The sequence below is a fragment of the Marinovum sp. genome, assembly GCF_048263515.1.
Classification (GTDB): Bacteria; Pseudomonadota; Alphaproteobacteria; order Rhodobacterales; family Rhodobacteraceae; genus Marinovum.
In genome coordinates, this window is record NZ_JBLXEC010000010.1 from 1 (window position 1) to 19,006 (window position 19,006).

The window sequence follows — 19,006 nt, forward strand, 5'->3', positions numbered from 1 at the left end:
ACGCCCATGATCTGGGCCTCGGTGAATCGTGTCTTTTTCATCGGAATCTCCTCGTTCATCCTGCCGAGAAAATTCTACTTCCGCATCCCCTTAAGATCGGGGGGGATTACCGTTCGGCGCGGCCAATGCCTGAGGCAGGACGTTCACGCAACGGGTGGGCGCCTTGCCCACTCAATGAGAGCCCCTGCCCCCGAGGCCCCGGATCACTTCCGGGGCGCGATGCGCCAAGACCCCACCACAAGAAAAACCCCCGGCCAGAGACCGGGGGCACAACCGTTACACGGAGACAAACTCACCACTCGGTCGGACCCTTGTCGGCAAAGGTATGGACCAGGAAATCGATGAAGGCGCGCACCTTGGGCTGGGTGAACCGGCCCGGCGGATAGACCGCGTAGATGCCTTGCGTTTCGACCGGCAGATCGGGGATCGCATCCTCGACCAGCCCGCGCTCCATCGCGTCGCCGTAGAGGAAGGACGGTAGGTAGGCGATGCCCAGCCCCGCCACCGCCGCGTTCAGCAGCGACTGACCATCGTTCACGCTCAGCCAGCCGGCGGTGCGCACCTGGCGCTTCTCGCCCGACGGTGCCGTCAGGCGCCAGACATTGCCGCTCGACTGGTTGGAATAATGCAGGAGCTTGTGCTCGTTGAGATCGTCGATCTTGGTCGGCCGGCCGTATTTCTCGAAGTACGCCGGGCTGGCGATCATCCGCTTGGTGGTCTCGGTCAGCTTGCGGGCACGCAGGGTGCTGTCCTCGAGCTCACCGATCCGCACTGCCATGTCGAAGCCTTCCGAGATCAGCTCGACGTAGCGATTGTTCAGGACCATATTCACCGTGATATCCGGGAATTCCGACAGGAACTCACCCAGGATCGGTGACATGTGATTGACGCCGAAATCAGTGGCCACGGAAATCCTCAGCAGCCCCGAGGGCGCGGATTGCATCGAGGTCACGAGGGAATCCGCCTCGCCGGCATCGTTAAGCACGCGACGGGCGCGGTCATAATAGGCCAGGCCGATCTCGGTCGGGCTGACCCGGCGTGTGGTGCGGTTGAGCAACCTGGCCCCCAGACGCGCCTCGAGCGACGAGACATGCTTGGAGACGGCGGATTTCGAGATCCCCATCTTCTTGGCCGCGTCAGTAAAACCACCCTGATCGACGACGGTGGCGAAAGCTTCCATTTCTGTCAGGCGATCCATGCGTGTTCCTCGGTATTCTGTGACATCCCGAGAAACAGTAATGATGCTCAATTCAGGCAGAACCGCGGCCACGCGCTGACAATATCGCGGTATCTGCGGCACTGTGTCGGAGGGCGAAACACGCTATGAGAGAATCCATGGGGTAAGAGGGTGTCCCGCCAGTCAGGCGCAAGTCATTGTTTCGAAATGATATGTTCGGCAAGCGTCAGCGGTTTGTCGCAAATGCGGCGTCGGGCGGTTCTTCGACGAAACCCCGAGCCGCGCAGTGGCGGCGCGCGCGGCAGCGATCCGACCTAAGTTCGAAGGCACGTTATCTCTGCCGTCTTCAAAAGACCCGAATTCAAAGTGCCTACGGAAACGTATCGTCGCCCCGTGAGTGCGCATCATGCCGGAGACAGGCCTCAGGCCTGACAATGCGCAGCTGCCTGCGGCCTTGGTTCCGCCGGTCACGACGAAAAAGGGCGGGGACAAGACCCGCCCTCTTCGCCTCAGGGCTCACGCCGCCTGACGGTCGTGTTTCCCCTCTTCGATTTCCTCGACGATCTTCGACACAAAGGCTTTCAGATCATCCGGCTTGCGCGAGGTCACGATGCCCATATCGGCCACCACTTCCTTGTCCTGCCAATGGCCACCGGCGTTTTCCACGTCGGTCCGCACCGAGGGGTAAGAGGTCAGCTGACGCCCCTTGACCAGTCCGGCCTCGATCAACAGCCAGGGCGCATGACAGATCGCGGCCACCACCTTGCCCGAGTCGTAAAAGTCCTTGATCAGCGACAGCACATCCTTTTCGACGCGCAGCAGATCGGGGTTGATCTGGCCACCGGGCAGCACGATGGCGTCATAATCCTCTGCCTTGGCGTCAGAGACCTTCAGGTCGGCCTTGGCCTCGCGGCCCCAGTCCTTGCCTTCCCAGCCCTTGATCGCCTGGCCGTCCAGCGTGGCGACCTCGACCGTGGCGCCCTTGGCGCGCAGCTGGTCGCGAGGGAATTCCAGCTCGGATTGCTCGAAACCATGGGTGGCCACGACAAGAATACGGGCGTTTTCAATCGTCGACATGAGTAAGCCTCCTGCGTTTGGTTCAGGTCGACCAACGCCGGCACGGCTCACCCGTTCCCTTCGAAAGCAGTCACGCCCCCGTGAGGCGCACCCTGCGTGCACAGGTCAAAAGCGCAAGCCCTCGGAGCCCTCGCAATGCCCGCGCCGTCACAGCGCCGCCGCCAGCCGCGTCCCCTGGTTGATCGCCCGCTTGGCATCCAGTTCCGCCGCCACGTCCGCCCCGCCGATCACATGCACCTTGACGCCCCGGGCCTCGAGTTCATCGGCCAGCGACCGCTCCGGCACCTGCCCGGCACAGAGCACCACGGTGTCCACGGCCAGCAGCTCGGGGTTGTCCCGCGCCTCGCCCTTCGAGATCCACAGCCCCTCGTCGGTGATCCGCTCGTAGTTCACCCCGGCGCGCATATCGACCGCCTTCATCTTCAGCGTCGCTCGGTGGATCCAGCCGGTGGTCTTGCCCAGCCGCTTGCCCGGCCGTTCGTTCTTGCGCTGCAAGAGAATGACCTCGCGCTTTGGCGCCTCGGGCTGCGGCCCCTCCGGCGCCAGCCCGCCGCGGGTCTCGGCCGGATCGGTCACCCCCCAGGTCTGCATCCATTCGGGCAGATCGAGCGTCGGCGACTGGCCTTCCTCGACAAGGAACTCGGCCACGTCGAACCCGATGCCCCCGGCCCCGACAATGGCCACCCGCCGCCCCGGCGTGGCGCGGCCCCTGAGCACGTCGATATAGCTCAGCACATTGGGCCCGTCCTGCCCCTCGATCCCGGGATCGCGTGGCGACACCCCGGTGGCGACAATCACCTCGTCAAAGCCCTGCAAATCCTCCGCCCCGACCTTCGCGCCCAGCATCACGGTCACGCCAGAGACCTCGAGCATGCGCTTGTACCAGTCGACGAAGGGCACGAATTCCTCCTTGCCCGGAATGCGCTTGGCCATGTTGAGCTGGCCGCCGATCTCCTCGGCCTGGTCGAACAGCGTCACCTGGTGCCCCCGCTCCGCCGCGGTGATCGCCGCCGACAGGCCCGCCGGCCCCGCCCCGACCACCGCCACGGTCCGCGAGACCTCTGCCGGCGCAATCACCAGCTCGGTCTCGTGGCAGGCGCGCGGATTGACCAGGCAGGTCGAGATCTTGCCGCCGAAGGTATGGTCGAGACAGGCCTGGTTGCAGGCAATGCAGGGCGCGATCAGGTCGGGCTGTCCGGCCCTGGCCTTGGCAACAAACGCCGGATCGGCGAGGAACGGCCGCGCCATGCTGACCATGTCGGCGCAGCCCTGGCTCAGCAGGTCCTCCGCCACCTCGGGCGTGTTGATCCGGTTCGAGGTGATCACCGGAATGCCCACCTTGCCCATCAGCTTCTTGGTCACCCAGGCAAAGGCCGCCCGCGGCACCGATGTGGCAATCGTGGGAATCCGCGCCTCGTGCCAGCCGATGCCGGTATTGAGGATGTCGGCCCCGGCCTTCTCGATCTCCTGCGCCAGTTGCACGACTTCTTCATGGGTCGAGCCATTGGGCACCAGGTCAATCATCGACAGCCGGTAGATCACGATGAATTCGGGGCCCACCGCCGCGCGCACCCGTTTGACCACCTCGATCGGCAGGCGGATGCGGTTCTCGTAGGAGCCGCCCCAGCGGTCCTCTCGCTTGTTGGTGTGGGTAACGATGAACTGGTTGATGAAATACCCCTCGGATCCCATCACCTCGACCCCGTCATAGCCCGCCTCCTTCGCCCTGCGGGCGGCTTCGGCAATATCGGCGATCTGCTTCTCGATGCCGGCCTCGTCCAGCGCCTTCGGCGGAAAGGGCGAGATCGGCGACTTGATCGCACTTGGCGCCACGCATTCCGGCCCATAGGCATAGCGCCCGGCATGCAGGATCTGCATCGCGATCTTGCCCCCCGCCACATGCACCCGGTCGGTCACCACCCGGTGGTTGGCAATGTCCTCGGCCGAAAACAGCCCCGCCGCCCCGGGAAAGACCCCGCCTTCGCGGTTCGGCGCCATGCCACCGGTCACCATCAACCCCACCTCGCCGCGGGCGCGCTCGGCATAGAACTCGGCCACCCGGTTCCAGTCGCGGGTCTCTTCAAGACCGGTGTGCATCGACCCCATGAGCACGCGATTCTTCAACGTGGTATGGCCAAGATCAAGCGGGCGGAACAAATTCGGGTAGCGTGTCATCGGCGGCCTCCTCTTTGAGAGGCGAGGTCACTTGATTGACGTAGATTTGTCACGCGGAACGTGGGGTCAGATCACCAAAGCCCGTCGCAGGGCACCCCACCCCCATCTTCCTCTTGCCGAAAATACCCTCGGGGGTCCGGGGGCAGCGCCCCCGACGGCCGCAGACGCTCAGAGCAACCTCAACCAGTTTCGCGACAATGCCGCCGAAAGGCCCGCTTCAGCATGTCGAGCTCGGCCCGCAACATGTCCACCTCGGCGCGGATGTCATCCCCCAGCGCCTCGCCCGCGAGGATCGAAAAGGTGTCCAGAACGTCGCCATTGCTGGCATCGGCAAAGACAAAGGTATGGCTGCCCTCGCTCAACAACCGCGCCGGCACCGGAAAGCGCAGCTTCCAGGTCCCGGCCTCGCCCTGCTGGCTCAGGTCCACGCCCTCGATCGGCCGGTCGGCCAGCAGCACCCGGATCGCCGGGTCGCCGGCACCGGGGGTAGGGTCCTCGAGCACCCCTTCCCAGACCCCTTCGAAGAACCCCGTCCTGGTCAGCGTCAGTTCAGACATCGCGTCCCCCTCATATCTCTGCGCGCAGCCGGCGGCTGAAGGTCAGGTCGCGCAGCACCACCTGGTTCATCTGCGGCCCCTCGAAGATCAGGTCGAGCCAGGCCTTGTCGATGCGTTTCTCGTTGAGCTTGGAATAGGCGAGGTCGAATTCCACGTGCCGCTCGCCGCTGCTCAGCGGCACCTCGCGCACCAGCTTTTCCGTATTGGGCCCGCTCTTGATGTTGAGCCTGGCGAAGATTTCCAGCGGGCTCTCCATCTCGACCACGCATTCCACCCGCACCAGATAGGCCTTGGTCAGCCCCTCGACCGCCGCCGGCGGCAGGTCAATGGCCAGCGACAGGTAGGAGCCGTCGAACTGAAAGACATCCATGCGCAGGCCAAAAGGCGCAAGGTCCGCCTCGCGGGTATTGCGCAGCTGGCGCAGGGTCAGTTCTGATATCTTGCAGTCGTGAAACAGCGTCACCTCGCCGCCAAGCTGCGCGCCGCTGTCGACGGCCACCACGCCGGGCTCCGGCAGCGGGCCGCGCCAGGCCTCGGGGCGCCAGGTCCAGTCGCTGTCATGTGGGGCTGCGATGGCGTCATTGCCGATGGCCGGCAGCGCCAACCGATATTCCGCCACATGCAGCAATTCGTCGAGCTGCCGGCGCAGCTTGCGGGCGCGGCTGCGCTGGCGGCGCAGCTCGGTCAGATCGGCCTTTGGCGCCGCCCCGGCCGCCGCGCGCCAGCGCCGCAGCGCCGAGCGATGGGTGATCCGATCCAGAAAGCCGCCTGTCTGCCGTGCCATTGCGATGCCTGTCCCGTCTGCCCTGACTGCCCTCGGTCGCCCCGATGTCGCGTGTCTGTCGCACGCAGTGTCACCGGGAAACCTTTCCGTTCCACAAACGCCCGATCCCCGCCGCCGGGTCAAGACCCGGCCCGCCCGGCCGCACGAGGTTACTCGCCGCTGTTGCCGCGGATCCCGTCGACGATGGCAAAGAGCAGCGCAGCGCCCTCGCCGCCGGCGATCTTGCCGCCCTCGGGGCCATAGGCCGCCAGCGAGATCGCCCGCTGCTCGTAGACAAAGACCGCACGCCAGACCGGATCGCCCAGCTGCGTTGCATCCGAGGCGACCTTGGGCCGCAGCTGCATGATCGCCACGTCGTTGACCCGGTCCTCGCTGCGCACCGCCTCTTTCGGCACCGCCTGGCGCAGCGCATCCACCGCGTCGGCCTCGCCCGGCGCACGGCGGCGCGACACCGCCACCGTCAGCACGCCGCTCGGCACCGTCACGCCCGCCGCGCCCTCGTTCAGCGCGCGGCAACCCACCAGCAGTGCAAAACCCTGCTGGCCCCGGTCCTGCAGCGACTCGGGTTCGATGCACCAGCCGCGCGGCGCCTTGAGCTGCACGTCGCCGCGGCTCAGCGCCACCTCCGACCGTGGCTTGCCACCCGGATCAGGCAGAATGGGCGGCCGCGGCTGCGTCAGCCCGGAGAAGAAGCCGCCAGTGCCCGGCCGGTCGATCAACGCCAGCGTCGGCACACCTTCGCCACAGGCTGACAGACCGGCAAAGGCCAGCGCCATGGTGGCCGAGCGCGGCCGCATCATCGCAATGTTTCCAGACATCCCCTCGCCCTGCCGCACCGCGGCAGGCCATCCCCCATACATTCAGCTTTTGCAATCTAGGCCGGGGGACCCTTTTGCCGCAAGGCCCGAAGCATTCCGGGCGGCAAGATTCTCGCCCGCTGAGGCCCCTGCGACATGGCTGGCGCCCCGACACCGACCGGCGCGGGCATGATTGCAATTCGCCGCCATCCCGCTTAAGTCGAAGGCAAATGGCCGAGATATGGCCCGAAGGACAGGTCGGACATGAACTGGATCACCAACTACGTGCGTCCGCGCATCAATTCGATTTTCTCGCGTCGCGAGGTGCCGGAGAACCTCTGGACCAAATGCAGCGAATGCGGAACCATGCTGTTTCACCGCGAGATCCGCGAAAACCTGAATGTCTGCACCAGCTGCGGCCATCACATGCCCATCAGCCCGCGGGATCGCTTCGAGACGCTGTTCGACGGCGGCATTTTCCGCGAGGTCTCGGTGCCCGAGCCGTTGGCCGACCCGCTGCATTTCCGCGATCAGAAGAAATATCCCGACCGGATGAAAGCGGCGCAGAAGTCGACCGGCGAGAAAGAGGCAATGCTGGTCGCCGAGGGTGAGATCGGCCGCACGCCGATCGTCGCCGCCGGGCAGGATTTCTCGTTCATGGGCGGCTCGATGGGCATGTATGTCGGCAATGCGATCATTGCCGCCGCCGAACGCGCCGTGGCGCGGCGCTGCCCGCTGATCCTGTTCTCGGCCGCCGGCGGCGCCCGGATGCAGGAAGGCATCCTGTCGCTGATGCAGATGCCGCGCACCACGGTGGCGGTGCAGATGCTCAAGGAAGCCAACCTGCCCTATATCGTCGTGCTGACCCATCCCACCACCGGTGGCGTGACGGCCTCTTACGCGATGCTGGGCGACGTGCAGATTGCCGAACCCAATGCGCTGATCTGCTTTGCCGGGCCGCGGGTGATCGAACAGACCATCCGCGAGAAGCTGCCTGAGGGCTTTCAGCGCGCCGAATACCTGCTGGAGCACGGCATGCTCGACCGGGTGACCCGGCGCAAGGACCTGCGCGACGAGCTGATCACCATCTGCCGCATGCTGATGGGCCTGCCGCCGGCGGTGCAGGGCGATCTGCCCGCGCCTTCGGGTGAGCCGGCGCAACTGGCGCAGACGCCGGAAACGGCGGAGAAGCCCGCCGCCAAGGACCCGGCCAAGGCCCAGCCCGGGGAATGAGCGCCGAGACATCCGACGTCATCCTCGAGAGGATGATGGCGCTGCACCCCAAGGTGATCGACCTCACGCTCGACCGTGTCTGGCGCCTGCTCGACGCGCTGGGCAATCCGCAGAACGACCTCCCGCCGGTGATCCACATCGCCGGCACCAACGGCAAGGGCTCGACCCAGGCGATGATCCGTGCCGGGCTCGAGGCCGCCGGCAAGCGCGTGCATGCCTATACCTCGCCACATCTGGCGCGGTTTCACGAACGCATCCGGCTGGCGGGCGAGCTGATTTCCGAGGAGGCGCTGACCGCCTATCTCGATGAGTGCTACGCCGCCAACAATGGCGAGAGCATCACCTATTTCGAGATCACCACCTGCGCCGCCCTTCTTGCCATGGCGCGCACCCCGGCGGACTACACCCTGCTCGAGGTCGGCCTTGGCGGGCGGCTCGATGCCACCAACGTGGTCGAGCGTCCGGCGCTGACGGTGATCACCCCGGTGTCGATCGACCACGAGCAGTTCCTCGGCAATACCCTTGCCAAGATTGCCTTTGAAAAGGCCGGGATCCTGAAACGCGGCGTGCCCTGCGTGGTTGGCCCGCAAACCGACGAGGCCCTCGAGGTGATCGAGGCCCGCGCCGCTGCGCTCGGCGCGCCGCTGATCGCCCAGGGCCAGCACTGGCATGCCTTCGAAGAGCGCGGCGGCATGGTGTTTCAGGACGAGGCCGGCCTGCTGGACCTGCCCCTGCCCAACCTGCCCGGCGCGCATCAGGTCGACAACGCCGGCGCGGCGCTGGCGGCGCTGCGCCACCTTGGTTTTGACGACGCCGCCTGCGAGGCCGCCGTCAGCCGCGCCTATTGGCCGGCACGGATGCAGCGCCTGACCGAGGGCCCGCTGGTGGCCATGGCACCACAAGCGCAGCTCTGGCTCGACGGTGGCCACAATGCCGCTGCCGGCGTGGCGCTGGCGGCGCATCTCAAGCGGTTGCCCGACCGGCCGACGCATCTGATCTGCGGCATGCTCAACACCAAGGATGTCACCGGCTACCTGCGCCCCCTGGCCGAGGTCGCGGACAGTCTGACCGCCGTGCCGATCCCGGGCGAGACCAACACCCTCTCCCCCGAAGAGACAGTCGCTGCCGCCCGCGCCGTGGACCTGCCCGCCAAGCCCGCCGAAAGCGTCGAGGCGGCGCTCTTATCTCTGGTGGAAATCGCGCCGGAGGCCCGCATCCTGATCTGCGGATCGCTCTATCTGGCGGGATCGGTGCTGCGGGCCAACGGCTAAGCCCTTGATGTCGGAATCCTTTTCGGAACGCGCGTTCCTGAATGCACGAAAGGTTCAAAACGAATCACGTAATCATTGACTGATTCGGCGATTTTTCGCTATATTTGGACGCAATAACGGGCGCGATGCCAACATCAGCGATACCAACCAAAATATGGAAGTCGCGCTCTCGGGGGACGTAAATGTTGCGGATTGCGGGGCTTTTCTCCGCCGGCTTTCTTTTGGCAGGCCAGGCGGCGGTCGCACAGGATGTGCGCATCACCCCTGATCTCGCACGTCTTGTCAGCAGCCGCGCCGGCACCCCGATCGTCATTTCGCGCATCCAGGACAGCGACAATCACCTGACCGGAGAGTTCACCCGCACCTCGCGCCCCTGCCCGCCGCACTGCATCGAGCCGATCAGTGCCGCCCCCGGCGTGCGCACGGTGGGCGAGGTCGAGGTGCTGCGCTTTCTCGACGATCATGTCGCGACGGGCTCCGGCCTGCTGCTTGACAATCGCACGCCCGACGCCTTTGCCGGCGGCTCGATCCCCGGCGCGGTCAATGTGCCCGACGTGGCGCTGGCGGCGAGCAACCCCTATCGCGATGACATCCTCACGGCGCTTGGCGGCACCCAGAGCAATGGCGCTTGGGATTTTACCGGCGCGCTTGATCTCACACTGTTCTGCAATGGCCCATGGTGCGATCAATCCGGCCGCGCGGTGCGCGACCTGGTGGCGGCGGGCTATCCCACCGAGAAGCTGAACTATTACCGCGGCGGCATGCAGCTCTGGCTGCTGTTCGGCCTGACCGTGAGTGACGTGCAATGATCCGCCTCTTCCTCCTTGCCTGTGGCCTGCTGTCGATCATCATCGCTCTGGTGATCAATGACACGCCGGCCGACGACAGCATCGCCGCCCCGGCGGTGACCCGCGCCGAGACCGCCGAAGGTCTGCGCCTGCTTGGCCCCCTCGCGCAGACGCCGGGCCCGGGGCAGGGACCGGTCACGCTGGAAATGCTCGCCCGCAGCATCGTCATCGAATACCGCCGCCCGGTCACCGGCGAGCGGCTGCGCGAAGTTGCCTCTCAGGCTGGCGAGAGCGAAGGCGGCATGGCCGATCTGACCCGCGGCGTGCTGGCGGGCCTCGGAGGTTCGCAGACCCCGGAAGCCCCCGCCAAGGACTCGCCCGAGGCGCTGAATGCACTGATCGTGCAGGCGATGCGGGAAGGCCGTTCCGATGCCGATGTCGATGCGCTGCTGAACGATGCGGTCGAGACCGGACAGGTCACGCCGCCCGCCGCCATTGTCACCTCCTCGGGGGCCGTCGATACCGCGACGCTGCTGGATTCGCTGGTGCGCCGCTCGATGGAGGCCCAGCCGGTGAACATCGAGCTGGTGAACGCCCCGGCTTTCTCTGACCCGGCACCGCAGCCGCTGGCCGCGCCGGGCAACCGCCGGATCGCCGCGTTGCAACCCGCAGCCGCGCCGCAGCCTCTGCCAGAGGTCGCCCCGGCCGAAGAAGGTGGGCTGACCTACGTGGTTCAGGCCGGCGACAGCCTCGCCGGGATCGCGCTGCGCCATTATGGCAGCACCGCCGCTTACGACATCATCTACCGTGCCAATCGCGACAAGCTGCCCTCTCCGAGCGCAGTCCGCCCCGGCATGACCTTGAGAATACCGGCCCTTTGACCGGACAGGCATAACAAACAGGCAATAAAGCCAGAGCAGCACCTAAAAAGGGGCCCTTCGGGGCCCCTTTCCTTTTGCCGTGCGTCCGGGATCAGTCGATCTGGCGGGCTTCGTCGATCAGCATCACCGGGATGCCGTTGCGGATCGGGAAGGCCAGCCCGGCCTTGCGCGAGATCAGCTCCTGCGCCGCCGCGTCATACTCGAGCCGCGACTGGGTGCGCGGACAGACCAGCGCTTCGAGCATCCGGCGGTCAAAGCCGGCATCCTTGGGAGCGGGATCGCTCATTGCATGATCTCCTCGGAAGTACCGCCCCGCAAGGCAAATTCGATCAGGGTGACAAGCGTCTCGCGCCGCGTGGTCAGCGAGGGCGCCTCGAGCAGGGCCTGCTTGTCCTCGGGGGCGAACTCCAGCAGCATCGCCAGCGAATTGATCAGCAGCTCGTCCTCGGCGTCGTTGAGCGTGTCCCAATCCGCCGCCAGAGACTGCGTCTCGAAATAGCGCCCTAGCAGCTTCATGAAGCCCTCGCGGTCAAAGCCCGCGTCACGCTCGTCACTGCCAAGGTCGCGGTCGAACCCGCTCCAGTCGATCTCGCAGCGGCGATAGGGCGCAAAGCCCTCGACCTCGCGCAGCATGCGAAACCGCGACACGCCGCCCAGTGTGACCATGTAGCGCCCGTCCTCGGTTTCCGAGAACTGGGTCAGCCGCCCGGCGCAGCCGATGGCGTGCAGACGGCCGTCATCCCCACCGGGGCCGGGGTTGGGCTGGATCATCCCGATCAACCGCTGCGGCGTCTTCATGCAATCCTCGATCAGCGCCAGGTAGCGCGGTTCGAAGATATGCAGGGGCAGGCGCGACCGGGGCAAGAGAAGCGCCCCGGGCAACGGGAAAACCGGGAGAGTGTCTGGCAAGTCTGCTGCGCTGATCATGAGCCCTAACCTAGCCTGCGGCGGCGATCAGGCAAATATCATCGAGCTCAATTTGCGACGGCCGTTCAGCACCACCGGATCATTCGGCTTCAGCGCCTCGAAAATGGTGAAGAGCTGGGTCTTGGCCGCGCCCTCGTTCCACTCGCGATCGCGGCGGAACACCTCGAGCAATTCGTTGACCGCGCCCTCGGCATCGCCGGCGGCATACATCGCCTGCGCCAGATCGAAACGCGCCTGGTGGTCGTCGGGGTTGGCGTCGACGGCGGCCTTCAACTCGCCCAGCGGCCCGGCGCCGGCAGCCTGCTTGGCCAGTTCCAGCTGGGCATGCGCGGCCTCGAGCTCGGGCGCGGTCGAGATCTCGGCCGGGGCACCGTTCAGGATCGCCTCGGCCTGGTCGAGATCGTCCATGGCGATATGTGCGCGCACCAGCCCGCCATAGGCCTTGGCGTTGGCGGCATCCTCGCCGAGGATCGCGGCAAAGGTCTGGGCGGCATCGACCGCGGCGCCCTGTTCGAGCATCTCTTCCGCGGCGGCGATGGCGTCGTCCAGCCCGTCATCCGGAACGGCACCGCCGGCAGCCTCGATCACGCGGTCGACAAAGGCCTGGATTTCCGAGCCCGGCACCGCGCCCTGAAAACCGTCGACCGGCTGGCCCTGCCAGAAGGCATAGACCGTCGGGATCGACTGCACCCGCAGCTGGCCGGCGATCATCTGGTTCTCGTCCACGTTGACCTTGGCCATCTTGACCGCGCCCTTGGCCTTGGTCACGGCGTCTTCGAGCATCGGGCCCAGCGTCTTGCAGGGGCCGCACCAGGGCGCCCAGAAATCGACGATCACCGGCACCTGCATCGAGGCTTCGACCACCTCGGCCATGAAATCCGCTTCCGAGACGTCCTTGATCAGGTCGCCCGGGGCTGCGGCGTCTGTCTGCGATTGTCCGAGTTCCAGCATTGACGGCTCCTTGAGATATGCGTGCTGCGCCTGATATGGGCCTTGCCGCCCCGGCTGCAAGCCAGGCGGCGGTTTACCTTCGCTTGGCGGCTGTCTAGCATCGCGCGGCGGAAATGTGAAAGGGCAAGAGATGGTGCGCAGCATCCTGACGTTCGGCGACAGCAACACCCATGGCACGCAGCCGATCGTCACCCTTGGGGAAATGCGCCGCTTCGGCAGCGACATCCGCTGGCCGCGGGTGATGGCGCGGGCCCTGGGGCCGGGCTGGGAGCTGGTCGAGGAAGGCCTGCCCGGGCGCACCACCCAGGACGCCGACCCGGTGATGGGGGCGCACATGAACGGCCAGGAGGGGCTGAAGATCGCCCTGGCCTCGCATGGGCCTCTGGACCTGTTGACGATCATGCTGGGGACCAACGACCTCAAGCACCGCTTCGCGCCGACGCCCGAACGGATCACCGCCGGGCTGGCCGGGTTGCTCGACATCGCGCTGCACCGCGACATGGCAGCGCGGCACCCTGGGTTGCGGGTGCTGGTGATCTGCCCGCCGCCGGTCCGCGAGGTCAGCCCGCTGCGCGGCGATTTCCACGGCGCCGAGGCGCATGGCCCGGCCTTGGCAGAGGCTTACCGCGCCCTGGCAGCGGCGCGGGGTGTGGGCTTCTTCGACGCCGGGTCAGTGATCGAGGTGAGCGAGACGGACGGGGTGCATTTCGAGGCGCCGGCGCATCAGGCGCTGGGGGCGGCCGTCGCCGAAGTCGTGCGGGGGATGGTCTGAGACGCTCCGCAATCGAACGCGACGCAGCATCATAGCGCGACGCCGCCCCGGACTTGATCCGGTGCCTCTTGGTCAATCGGTGGAGAGGTCCCGGATCGAGTCCGGGACGCGAGGGGCGTGGGGCTGGTCGGTCGCTTGAACGTTGACTCGCAGTGCCGAGTTCCGGGTGACGGCCCGCCGCGCCGCTCAACCCGCCCCGGACTTGATCCGGGGCCTTGCATGACCCCTCAGAGATCGAACGACGCAAAGACCGGCGCGTGGTCCGAGGGCTGCTCCCAGCCGCGCACCGGGCGCAGGATGCGGCTGGAATGGCCGGCGTTGGCGATGTCGGGCGTGGCCCAGACGTGGTCGAGACGGCGACCCTTGTCTGCATTGTCCCAGTCGGGCGAGCGGTAGGACCACCAGCTGTAGAGGTTGCCCGAGGGGATGTCCTGGCGGGTGATGTCGACCCAGCCGCCGGCGTCCTGGGTCTGGGCCAGATGCTCGACCTCGACCGGGGTGTGCGACACCACCCGCAGGAGCTTCTTGTGATCCCAGACGTCATCCTCGCGCGGGGCGATGTTGAGATCGCCCACGAGAACGGCTTTTTCGGGCTTTTCGGCATGGAACCAGTCGCGCATCTCGGTCAGGTAGTCGAGCTTCTGGCCGAACTTCTCGTTGATCTCGCGGTCGGGCTTGTCGCCGCCGGCGGGGACGTAGAAATTGTGGATGGTGACGCCGTTTTCCAGCTTGGCCGCGACGTGGCGGGCATGGCCAAGGGCAGCGAAATCGCGATCGCCGACGTCGACGATCGGCAGTTTCGACAGGATGGCGACGCCGTTGTAGCCCTTCTGCCCGCGCGCCACCATGTGGTGATAGCCTAGGGCGTGGAACTGCTCGGCCGGGATCTTGTCGACCGGGGATTTGCATTCCTGCAGGCAGAGCACGTCAGGCGCCTCTTCAGTCAGCAACCGCTGCACCAGCCCCGCGCGCAGGCGGACGGAGTTGATGTTCCAGGTGGCGAGGGAAAAGGACATGCGCTGCGGCTCCGGGTGGTGAGAGGAAGGCGGAGAATGGCTGTTCGCGGCGGGGGATTCAAGGGTGAGAGGCCCGTAGGGTGGGTTTGTAACCCACCGGTACCGGGGTGGTGGGTTACAAACCCACCCTACCAAAGTCGGCCCTTGACCAACCGTCCCGCCCGGCGGCACGCCGGGCAGCCCCCGACCGCCCCCATGGGCGGGGGCTTCACCCCCACCCGCGGCCGGGGGCTGCCCTTGTCTCCAATTGCGCCACGTCAAGGCCGCGTAGGGTGGGTTTGCAACCCACCCCACCCAACGTCAGGTCGGCGACATACCCCGCATCCGCTCGGACCGGCGCCGCAGCACCTCGACCGTCGCCAGCAGCGCGATGGAAATGCCCACCAGGATCGTCGCAGCGGCCAGGATGGTCGGCGAAATCTGCTCGCGCAGGCCGGTGAACATCTGCCACGGCAATGTCTGCCATTCGGCCGATCCGAGGAAGATCACCACCACCACCTCGTCGAACGAGGTGATGAAGGCAAAGAGCCCACCAGAGATCACGCCAGGCAAGATCAGCGGCATCTGCACCCGGAAGAAGGTGGTCACCGGATCAGCCCCCATGTTGGCCGCCGCGCGGGTCAGCGAATGGTCGAAACTGACCAGCGTCGCGGTGACGGTGATGATGACAAAGGGAATGCCCAGCACCGCATGCGCCAGAACGATGCCCCAGTAGGTGCCCTGGATGCCGATCGAGGAATAGAAGAAATACATGCCGGTGGCCGAGATGATCAGCGGCACGATCATCGGCGAGATCAGGATCGCCATGATCGCCCGCTTGCCCGGCACGTGGGACTGCGACAGACCGATCGCCGCCAGCGTGCCCAGCGAGACCGAGATCAGCGTTGCCACCGGGGCGATCTTGACCGAGTTCCACACTGCGCCGGTCCATTCCGAGTTGGTCAGGAAGTCCCGGTAGTGCTTCAGCGAATAGGCGTCGGGGTCGAGCCGCAGCATGCCGGGGGTGAAGGTGAAGAAATCCTCGGCGTTGAACGACAGCGGCATCACCACGATGATCGGCGTGATCAGGAAGACGAAGATCGCGCCGCAGATCACCCGGAAGGTGTAGTGCCAGAGCACCTGTCCCGGCGTGAGATAAGGCACCAGCTTGGCGCGGTAGCGACCCTCGCCGATCCAGAACAGGAACCAGCCGACAAACCAGCCGAAGGCCAGCCCGAGGATCGCCGACGGCACCCCTCCCAGCAGCAGACCGGCCAGGGCGAAGCCGCCGATCAGCAGCCACTTGGCCGGGCGTTCCTGCCGCCAGACCTCGAGGAACAGATAGGCCAGCGCCGCCATCAGCACCGCCCCGATCAGAAAGCCCAGAAGCCCCGATCCGTTGGAGATGCCCACCAGCAGGCCCATGAAGCCCCCCACCGCGGCCATCACAGGCCCGACAAAGGAAAACGGCTTGGGTTCGATCGGTGTCAGTGCTGCCATGTCTCTTACCCCAGCTTCACGTTGTCGATGCCGACAATCTTGTCATAGGCCCAGTAGAGGATCAGGACGACCGCAAAGAGGATCGTGCCCAGCGCCGCCGCAAGGCCCCAGTTGAGCGAAGACGAGATGTGATAGGCAATCCGGTTCGAGATGAAGACACCCTTGGTGCCGCCGACGATCTCGGGCGTGATGTAATAGCCGATCGACAGGATGAAGACGAGGATCGACCCGGCGCCGATACCCGGCACCGACTGCGGGAAATAGACCCGCCAGAAGGCCGTCCAGTTGGTGGCGCCAAGGCTCTTGGCGGCACGCAGGTAGGACGGGTTGATCGTCTGCATCACCGAATACATCGGCAGGATCATGAACGGCAGCAGGATGTGCGTCATCGCCACGATGGTGCCGAACTGGTTGTTGATCATCACCAATCGGGCGTCATCGGCCACCAGCCCCAGCCAGACCAGCACGTCGTTGATCACCCCCTGCTGCTGCAGCATCACCTTCCAGGCCGAGGTCCGCACCAGGAGCGAGGTCCAGAACGGCAGCAGCACCAGGATCATCAAAAGGTTGGCGGTGCGCGCCGGCAGGTTGGCGAGGATCCAGGCCACCGGATAGCCCAGCAGGATGCAGGACCCGGTGATCACCAGCGACATGAAGATCGTGCGCTGGAAAAGCGTGATGTAGATGCGCTCGTTCTCTGGCCGCTTCTGGAAGCCCTCTGGCGTCTTCTGCAGGTCGACCGAGTTCAGGAAGTAACCGTTGGTGTATTTCGGGCTGTAGACCTGAAAGGTCTGCCAGCGGGAAATCTCGCCCCAATCCTCGTCGATGTCGAGGAAGGCGGCGGTGAAATCGGGCTGCGGCAGGATCTCGCGGTTGGCCACGGCTTCCTTCAGCAGATCGGCCTGCGGTCCGGAGTAGGCGTTGATGCGCTCTTCCGCGCCGGGGCTCAGCAGGTCGAGGCCGAGCGCGGCATAGACCGCCTCCCAGGGGTCTTCGGCCGAGACCACGTCTTCGTCTTCGAAGACGGTGAACACCGCCCAGGCGGTATAGGCGCGGGTGGTCTTGGGCAGGAGCGCCGCGATCTCTTCGGAGGGGGCGAAACCGATGTCGCCGCGCGCGTCGGAAGAGGTCAGCTGGTTGAAGCGGCGGATCTGGTTGGTGACCACGCCATCGGAGGTCTGGCCCTCGCCGGACATCAGCTCGAACCATACAGCGCCTTCCTTCCAGGCGTCGTTGAGGTCTTCGAGCGGGTCCTGATAGGCCTCGCCGATATCGTCGAGCTTGCGGCCGGTCTGGCGGAACATCGACGAGACGCCGGTGCTCTCGTAGTTCAGGCGGGTGCCGAGCTTGGTGTGTTCCTTGGCCTCGGCCGCGAGGTAGAGATCGAAGAACAGGTTCTGGTACACCCCCTCCGGCGGCAGTTCGCCCTGGGTGGCATCCCAGTTCTGCAGGCTCTCGGTGGTCAGCGGCAGGGTGTAGGCAACGATGTCGTTCTCGACCGAGCGGAACAGCATCGAGGCGATCGGCGCAATGAAGGTCACCAGCACGAAGATCAGCAGCGGCGCGATCAGCATCATCGCGCGGGCCTTCTGCATCCGAAGCGCGCGGTTCAGCGAGGATTTGAGCGTCCGGCCGTCCGCCGTCACCAGCTTGCCGCTGGAATCGCGCTCGTTGCCGTGATCCTTGGCCGCGTGCAACGCGTCCTCGGGGGTGGGCGCGTCCATGGTCTGGGGACCGGTGCTCTTGAGATCGCTCATCTGTCTGTCCCTCTGCCGCGATCCTTGCCAAATGGCGGTCGCGTGTTGGTGCTTGGGGGTGGAAGGGCCGGTGCCGGCCCTTCCCTTTATCGTTCAGGCGAGGCGCTTATTGCGCCAGCCACGCCTGGAACTTGGCGTCGATGTCATCGCGGTAATCCGCCCACCATTCGTAGTTGTAGAGGAAGGTGTTGGTGGCGTTTGCCGGATCGGTCGGCATGTGCGGGCCCATGTCAATGCCGAGATCGGCGTGCTTGCCGACCAGCGGTGCCGAGGACTGACGCGCCGGACCATAGGAGATGTACTTGGCCTGATCCGCCAGACGCTGGGTGTCGGTGGCGAACTTGACGAAGTGCTTGACCCGGTTCAGGCGATCTTCCGGCAGATCGGCGGGGATGATCCAGCCGTCGAGGTCGAACACCTGTGCGTCCCACATCATCGCGACCGGCTGCTTCTGCTCTTCGATCACGGAGAACAGACGACCGTTGTAGGTCGAGCCCATGAAGACCTCGCCGTCGGCCAGAAGCTGCGGCGTGTCGGCACCGGCGGACCACCAGACAACCTGGTCCTTGATGGTGCCCAGCTTGTCGAGCGCCTGTTGCTGGCCCTCTTCGGTTTCCAGAACGTCGTAGACGTCTTCCTTGGCCACGCCGTCACAGAGCAGCGCCCATTCCATGTTGTTGATCGGGCGCTTCTCGAGCGAGCGCTTGCCCGGATAGGTCTCGAGGTCGAAGACCGAGCAGATGTCGGAGGGCGCTTCGACGCCTTCCGGCACCATGTCGGTGCGATAGCCGAAGGTCGTCGAATAGACGATCTGCGGGATGAAGCAATCCGACACCAGCAGGTCGCCGAAGTCATCCTCAGCCGAGGTGCCATCGGGCGCGGCGGCCAGGTCTTCGTCGGGGTCGATTTCCATCGCCAGGCCTTCGTCGCACAGACGAATGGCGTCCGAGGCCACGACGTCGACCAGATCCCAGGTCACGTTGCCGGCTTCGTTCATGGCGCGCAGCTTTGCCACGGCCTCGGCCGAGCTTTCATCCCAGGAGACGGAAACATCCGGGAACATTTCCATGTAGGGTTCGGCGTAGGCCTTGGACTGCGACGACTGATAGGCGCCACCCCAGCTGACCAGAGTCATGTCGTTGGCGCAATTTTCGCAGGCTTCCATTTCGGCGTGGGATTCGGCAAAGCTGATGCCCCCAGCAGCCGTGAGAACGGAAGTTGCCAGCAGTAGTTTCGTAAGTTTCATTTATAGCTCCCTGTTTCACCCGTGACTTTACTTGCACTGTGCAGTCCGGTCCGCGACGGGTGACGCCGATCCGGTCCGCAACCTGAAGCGCCTGCACCGCGACGGGTCAGGCGCAATC

18 protein-coding genes are annotated in these 19,006 nt (G+C 65.6%); 5 read left to right on the forward strand and 13 right to left on the reverse strand.

Translation table 11 applies throughout. From position 1 onward, the window contains the following. Nucleotides 1–292: 292 nt before the first annotated feature. The 6 genes from ACN0SE_RS10955 to ACN0SE_RS10980 form a co-directional block, all read right to left on the reverse strand. Entirely contained in the window at nucleotides 293–1,198 is a 906-nt protein-coding gene (locus ACN0SE_RS10955) for a LysR family transcriptional regulator (RefSeq protein WP_417524560.1), read from the reverse strand. 495 nt (nucleotides 1,199–1,693) lie between these two features. After that, nucleotides 1,694–2,254, reverse strand: a complete 561-nt coding sequence (locus ACN0SE_RS10960; protein WP_417524561.1) for a type 1 glutamine amidotransferase domain-containing protein — start codon at nucleotides 2,252–2,254, stop codon at nucleotides 1,694–1,696. Between the two features lie 147 nt (nucleotides 2,255–2,401). Further along, nucleotides 2,402–4,429, reverse strand: a complete 2,028-nt coding sequence (locus ACN0SE_RS10965) for an FAD-dependent oxidoreductase (protein WP_417524562.1) — start codon at nucleotides 4,427–4,429, stop codon at nucleotides 2,402–2,404. Between the two features lie 179 nt (nucleotides 4,430–4,608). Beyond that, complete coding sequence (locus ACN0SE_RS10970; RefSeq protein WP_417524563.1) at nucleotides 4,609–4,986, reverse strand: hypothetical protein; 378 nt, start codon at nucleotides 4,984–4,986, stop codon at nucleotides 4,609–4,611. Between the two features lie 10 nt (nucleotides 4,987–4,996). Beyond that, the gene (locus tag ACN0SE_RS10975) at nucleotides 4,997–5,770 is read right to left on the reverse strand and encodes a DUF6478 family protein (protein ID WP_417524564.1); all 774 of its coding nucleotides are present in this window, start codon (nucleotides 5,768–5,770) and stop codon (nucleotides 4,997–4,999) included. A 149-nt stretch (nucleotides 5,771–5,919) separates the two neighbouring features. Then, nucleotides 5,920–6,588 (reverse strand): hypothetical protein, encoded by a 669-nt coding sequence (locus ACN0SE_RS10980; RefSeq protein WP_417524565.1) that lies wholly within the window; start codon nucleotides 6,586–6,588, stop codon nucleotides 5,920–5,922. Between the two features lie 243 nt (nucleotides 6,589–6,831). Between ACN0SE_RS10980 and accD the strand changes: the two genes are divergently transcribed. From accD to ACN0SE_RS11000, 4 genes are all read left to right on the forward strand, one after another. Next, complete coding sequence (gene accD / locus ACN0SE_RS10985; protein ID WP_417524566.1) at nucleotides 6,832–7,800, forward strand: acetyl-CoA carboxylase, carboxyltransferase subunit beta; 969 nt, start codon at nucleotides 6,832–6,834, stop codon at nucleotides 7,798–7,800. Further along, nucleotides 7,797–9,071, forward strand: a complete 1,275-nt coding sequence (locus ACN0SE_RS10990) for a bifunctional folylpolyglutamate synthase/dihydrofolate synthase (RefSeq protein ID WP_417524567.1) — start codon at nucleotides 7,797–7,799, stop codon at nucleotides 9,069–9,071. The genes accD and ACN0SE_RS10990 overlap by 4 nt, the downstream gene beginning before the upstream one ends. Before the next feature lie 182 nt (nucleotides 9,072–9,253). After that, nucleotides 9,254–9,880: a rhodanese-like domain-containing protein gene (locus tag ACN0SE_RS10995; protein WP_417524568.1), complete on the forward strand. Its 627-nt coding sequence runs from the start codon at nucleotides 9,254–9,256 to the stop codon at nucleotides 9,878–9,880. Beyond that, entirely contained in the window at nucleotides 9,877–10,740 is an 864-nt protein-coding gene (locus tag ACN0SE_RS11000) for a LysM peptidoglycan-binding domain-containing protein (protein ID WP_417524569.1), read from the forward strand. The genes ACN0SE_RS10995 and ACN0SE_RS11000 overlap by 4 nt, the downstream gene beginning before the upstream one ends. Before the next feature lie 91 nt (nucleotides 10,741–10,831). Here ACN0SE_RS11000 and ACN0SE_RS11005 read toward each other — a convergent pair whose 3' ends face one another. Genes ACN0SE_RS11005 through trxA form a run of 3 tightly spaced genes read right to left on the reverse strand, consistent with a single transcriptional unit; the run spans nucleotide 10,832 to nucleotide 12,618 of the window. After that, a complete protein-coding gene (locus ACN0SE_RS11005; protein WP_417524570.1) occupies nucleotides 10,832–11,026 on the reverse strand; it encodes a Trm112 family protein in 195 nt (64 codons plus the stop codon). Beyond that, the gene (locus ACN0SE_RS11010; RefSeq protein ID WP_417524571.1) at nucleotides 11,023–11,667 is read right to left on the reverse strand and encodes an LON peptidase substrate-binding domain-containing protein; all 645 of its coding nucleotides are present in this window, start codon (nucleotides 11,665–11,667) and stop codon (nucleotides 11,023–11,025) included. The genes ACN0SE_RS11005 and ACN0SE_RS11010 overlap by 4 nt, the downstream gene beginning before the upstream one ends. Before the next feature lie 27 nt (nucleotides 11,668–11,694). Further along, complete coding sequence (gene trxA / locus ACN0SE_RS11015; RefSeq protein WP_417524572.1) at nucleotides 11,695–12,618, reverse strand: thioredoxin; 924 nt, start codon at nucleotides 12,616–12,618, stop codon at nucleotides 11,695–11,697. A gap of 130 nt (nucleotides 12,619–12,748) precedes the next feature. On the opposite strand from trxA, the gene ACN0SE_RS11020 reads away from it, so the two are divergent. Then, nucleotides 12,749–13,390 (forward strand): SGNH/GDSL hydrolase family protein, encoded by a 642-nt coding sequence (locus ACN0SE_RS11020; protein ID WP_417524573.1) that lies wholly within the window; start codon nucleotides 12,749–12,751, stop codon nucleotides 13,388–13,390. A gap of 227 nt (nucleotides 13,391–13,617) precedes the next feature. Here ACN0SE_RS11020 and ACN0SE_RS11025 read toward each other — a convergent pair whose 3' ends face one another. From ACN0SE_RS11025 to ACN0SE_RS11040, 4 genes are all read right to left on the reverse strand, one after another. Then, complete coding sequence (locus tag ACN0SE_RS11025; RefSeq protein ID WP_417524574.1) at nucleotides 13,618–14,406, reverse strand: exodeoxyribonuclease III; 789 nt, start codon at nucleotides 14,404–14,406, stop codon at nucleotides 13,618–13,620. 300 nt (nucleotides 14,407–14,706) lie between these two features. Beyond that, nucleotides 14,707–15,885, reverse strand: coding sequence for an ABC transporter permease (locus ACN0SE_RS11030; RefSeq protein WP_417524575.1), 1,179 nt, complete (start codon nucleotides 15,883–15,885; stop codon nucleotides 14,707–14,709). 5 nt (nucleotides 15,886–15,890) lie between these two features. After that, complete coding sequence (locus tag ACN0SE_RS11035) at nucleotides 15,891–17,642, reverse strand: ABC transporter permease (RefSeq protein ID WP_417524576.1); 1,752 nt, start codon at nucleotides 17,640–17,642, stop codon at nucleotides 15,891–15,893. Between the two features lie 106 nt (nucleotides 17,643–17,748). Next, nucleotides 17,749–18,888 (reverse strand): extracellular solute-binding protein, encoded by a 1,140-nt coding sequence (locus ACN0SE_RS11040; protein WP_417524577.1) that lies wholly within the window; start codon nucleotides 18,886–18,888, stop codon nucleotides 17,749–17,751. Nucleotides 18,889–19,006 lie beyond the last annotated feature (118 nt).

Excerpts from the sequence above, each read along its gene's own strand:
- ACN0SE_RS10955 (WP_417524560.1), bottom strand. The coding sequence starts at position 1,198 with ATGGATCGCCTGACAGAAATGGAAGCTTTCGCCACCGTCGTCGATCAG.
- ACN0SE_RS10960 (WP_417524561.1), bottom strand. The coding sequence starts at position 2,254 with ATGTCGACGATTGAAAACGCCCGTATTCTTGTCGTGGCCACCCATGGT.
- ACN0SE_RS10965 (WP_417524562.1), bottom strand. The coding sequence starts at position 4,429 with ATGACACGCTACCCGAATTTGTTCCGCCCGCTTGATCTTGGCCATACC.
- ACN0SE_RS10970 (WP_417524563.1), bottom strand. The coding sequence starts at position 4,986 with ATGTCTGAACTGACGCTGACCAGGACGGGGTTCTTCGAAGGGGTCTGG.
- ACN0SE_RS10975 (WP_417524564.1), bottom strand. The coding sequence starts at position 5,770 with ATGGCACGGCAGACAGGCGGCTTTCTGGATCGGATCACCCATCGCTCG.
- ACN0SE_RS10980 (WP_417524565.1), bottom strand. The coding sequence starts at position 6,588 with ATGTCTGGAAACATTGCGATGATGCGGCCGCGCTCGGCCACCATGGCG.
- accD (WP_417524566.1), top strand. The coding sequence starts at position 6,832 with ATGAACTGGATCACCAACTACGTGCGTCCGCGCATCAATTCGATTTTC.
- ACN0SE_RS10990 (WP_417524567.1), top strand. The coding sequence starts at position 7,797 with ATGAGCGCCGAGACATCCGACGTCATCCTCGAGAGGATGATGGCGCTG.
- ACN0SE_RS10995 (WP_417524568.1), top strand. The coding sequence starts at position 9,254 with ATGTTGCGGATTGCGGGGCTTTTCTCCGCCGGCTTTCTTTTGGCAGGC.
- ACN0SE_RS11000 (WP_417524569.1), top strand. The coding sequence starts at position 9,877 with ATGATCCGCCTCTTCCTCCTTGCCTGTGGCCTGCTGTCGATCATCATC.
- ACN0SE_RS11005 (WP_417524570.1), bottom strand. The coding sequence starts at position 11,026 with ATGAGCGATCCCGCTCCCAAGGATGCCGGCTTTGACCGCCGGATGCTC.
- ACN0SE_RS11010 (WP_417524571.1), bottom strand. The coding sequence starts at position 11,667 with ATGATCAGCGCAGCAGACTTGCCAGACACTCTCCCGGTTTTCCCGTTG.
- trxA (WP_417524572.1), bottom strand. The coding sequence starts at position 12,618 with ATGCTGGAACTCGGACAATCGCAGACAGACGCCGCAGCCCCGGGCGAC.
- ACN0SE_RS11020 (WP_417524573.1), top strand. The coding sequence starts at position 12,749 with ATGGTGCGCAGCATCCTGACGTTCGGCGACAGCAACACCCATGGCACG.
- ACN0SE_RS11025 (WP_417524574.1), bottom strand. The coding sequence starts at position 14,406 with ATGTCCTTTTCCCTCGCCACCTGGAACATCAACTCCGTCCGCCTGCGC.
- ACN0SE_RS11030 (WP_417524575.1), bottom strand. The coding sequence starts at position 15,885 with ATGGCAGCACTGACACCGATCGAACCCAAGCCGTTTTCCTTTGTCGGG.
- ACN0SE_RS11035 (WP_417524576.1), bottom strand. The coding sequence starts at position 17,642 with ATGAGCGATCTCAAGAGCACCGGTCCCCAGACCATGGACGCGCCCACC.
- ACN0SE_RS11040 (WP_417524577.1), bottom strand. The coding sequence starts at position 18,888 with ATGAAACTTACGAAACTACTGCTGGCAACTTCCGTTCTCACGGCTGCT.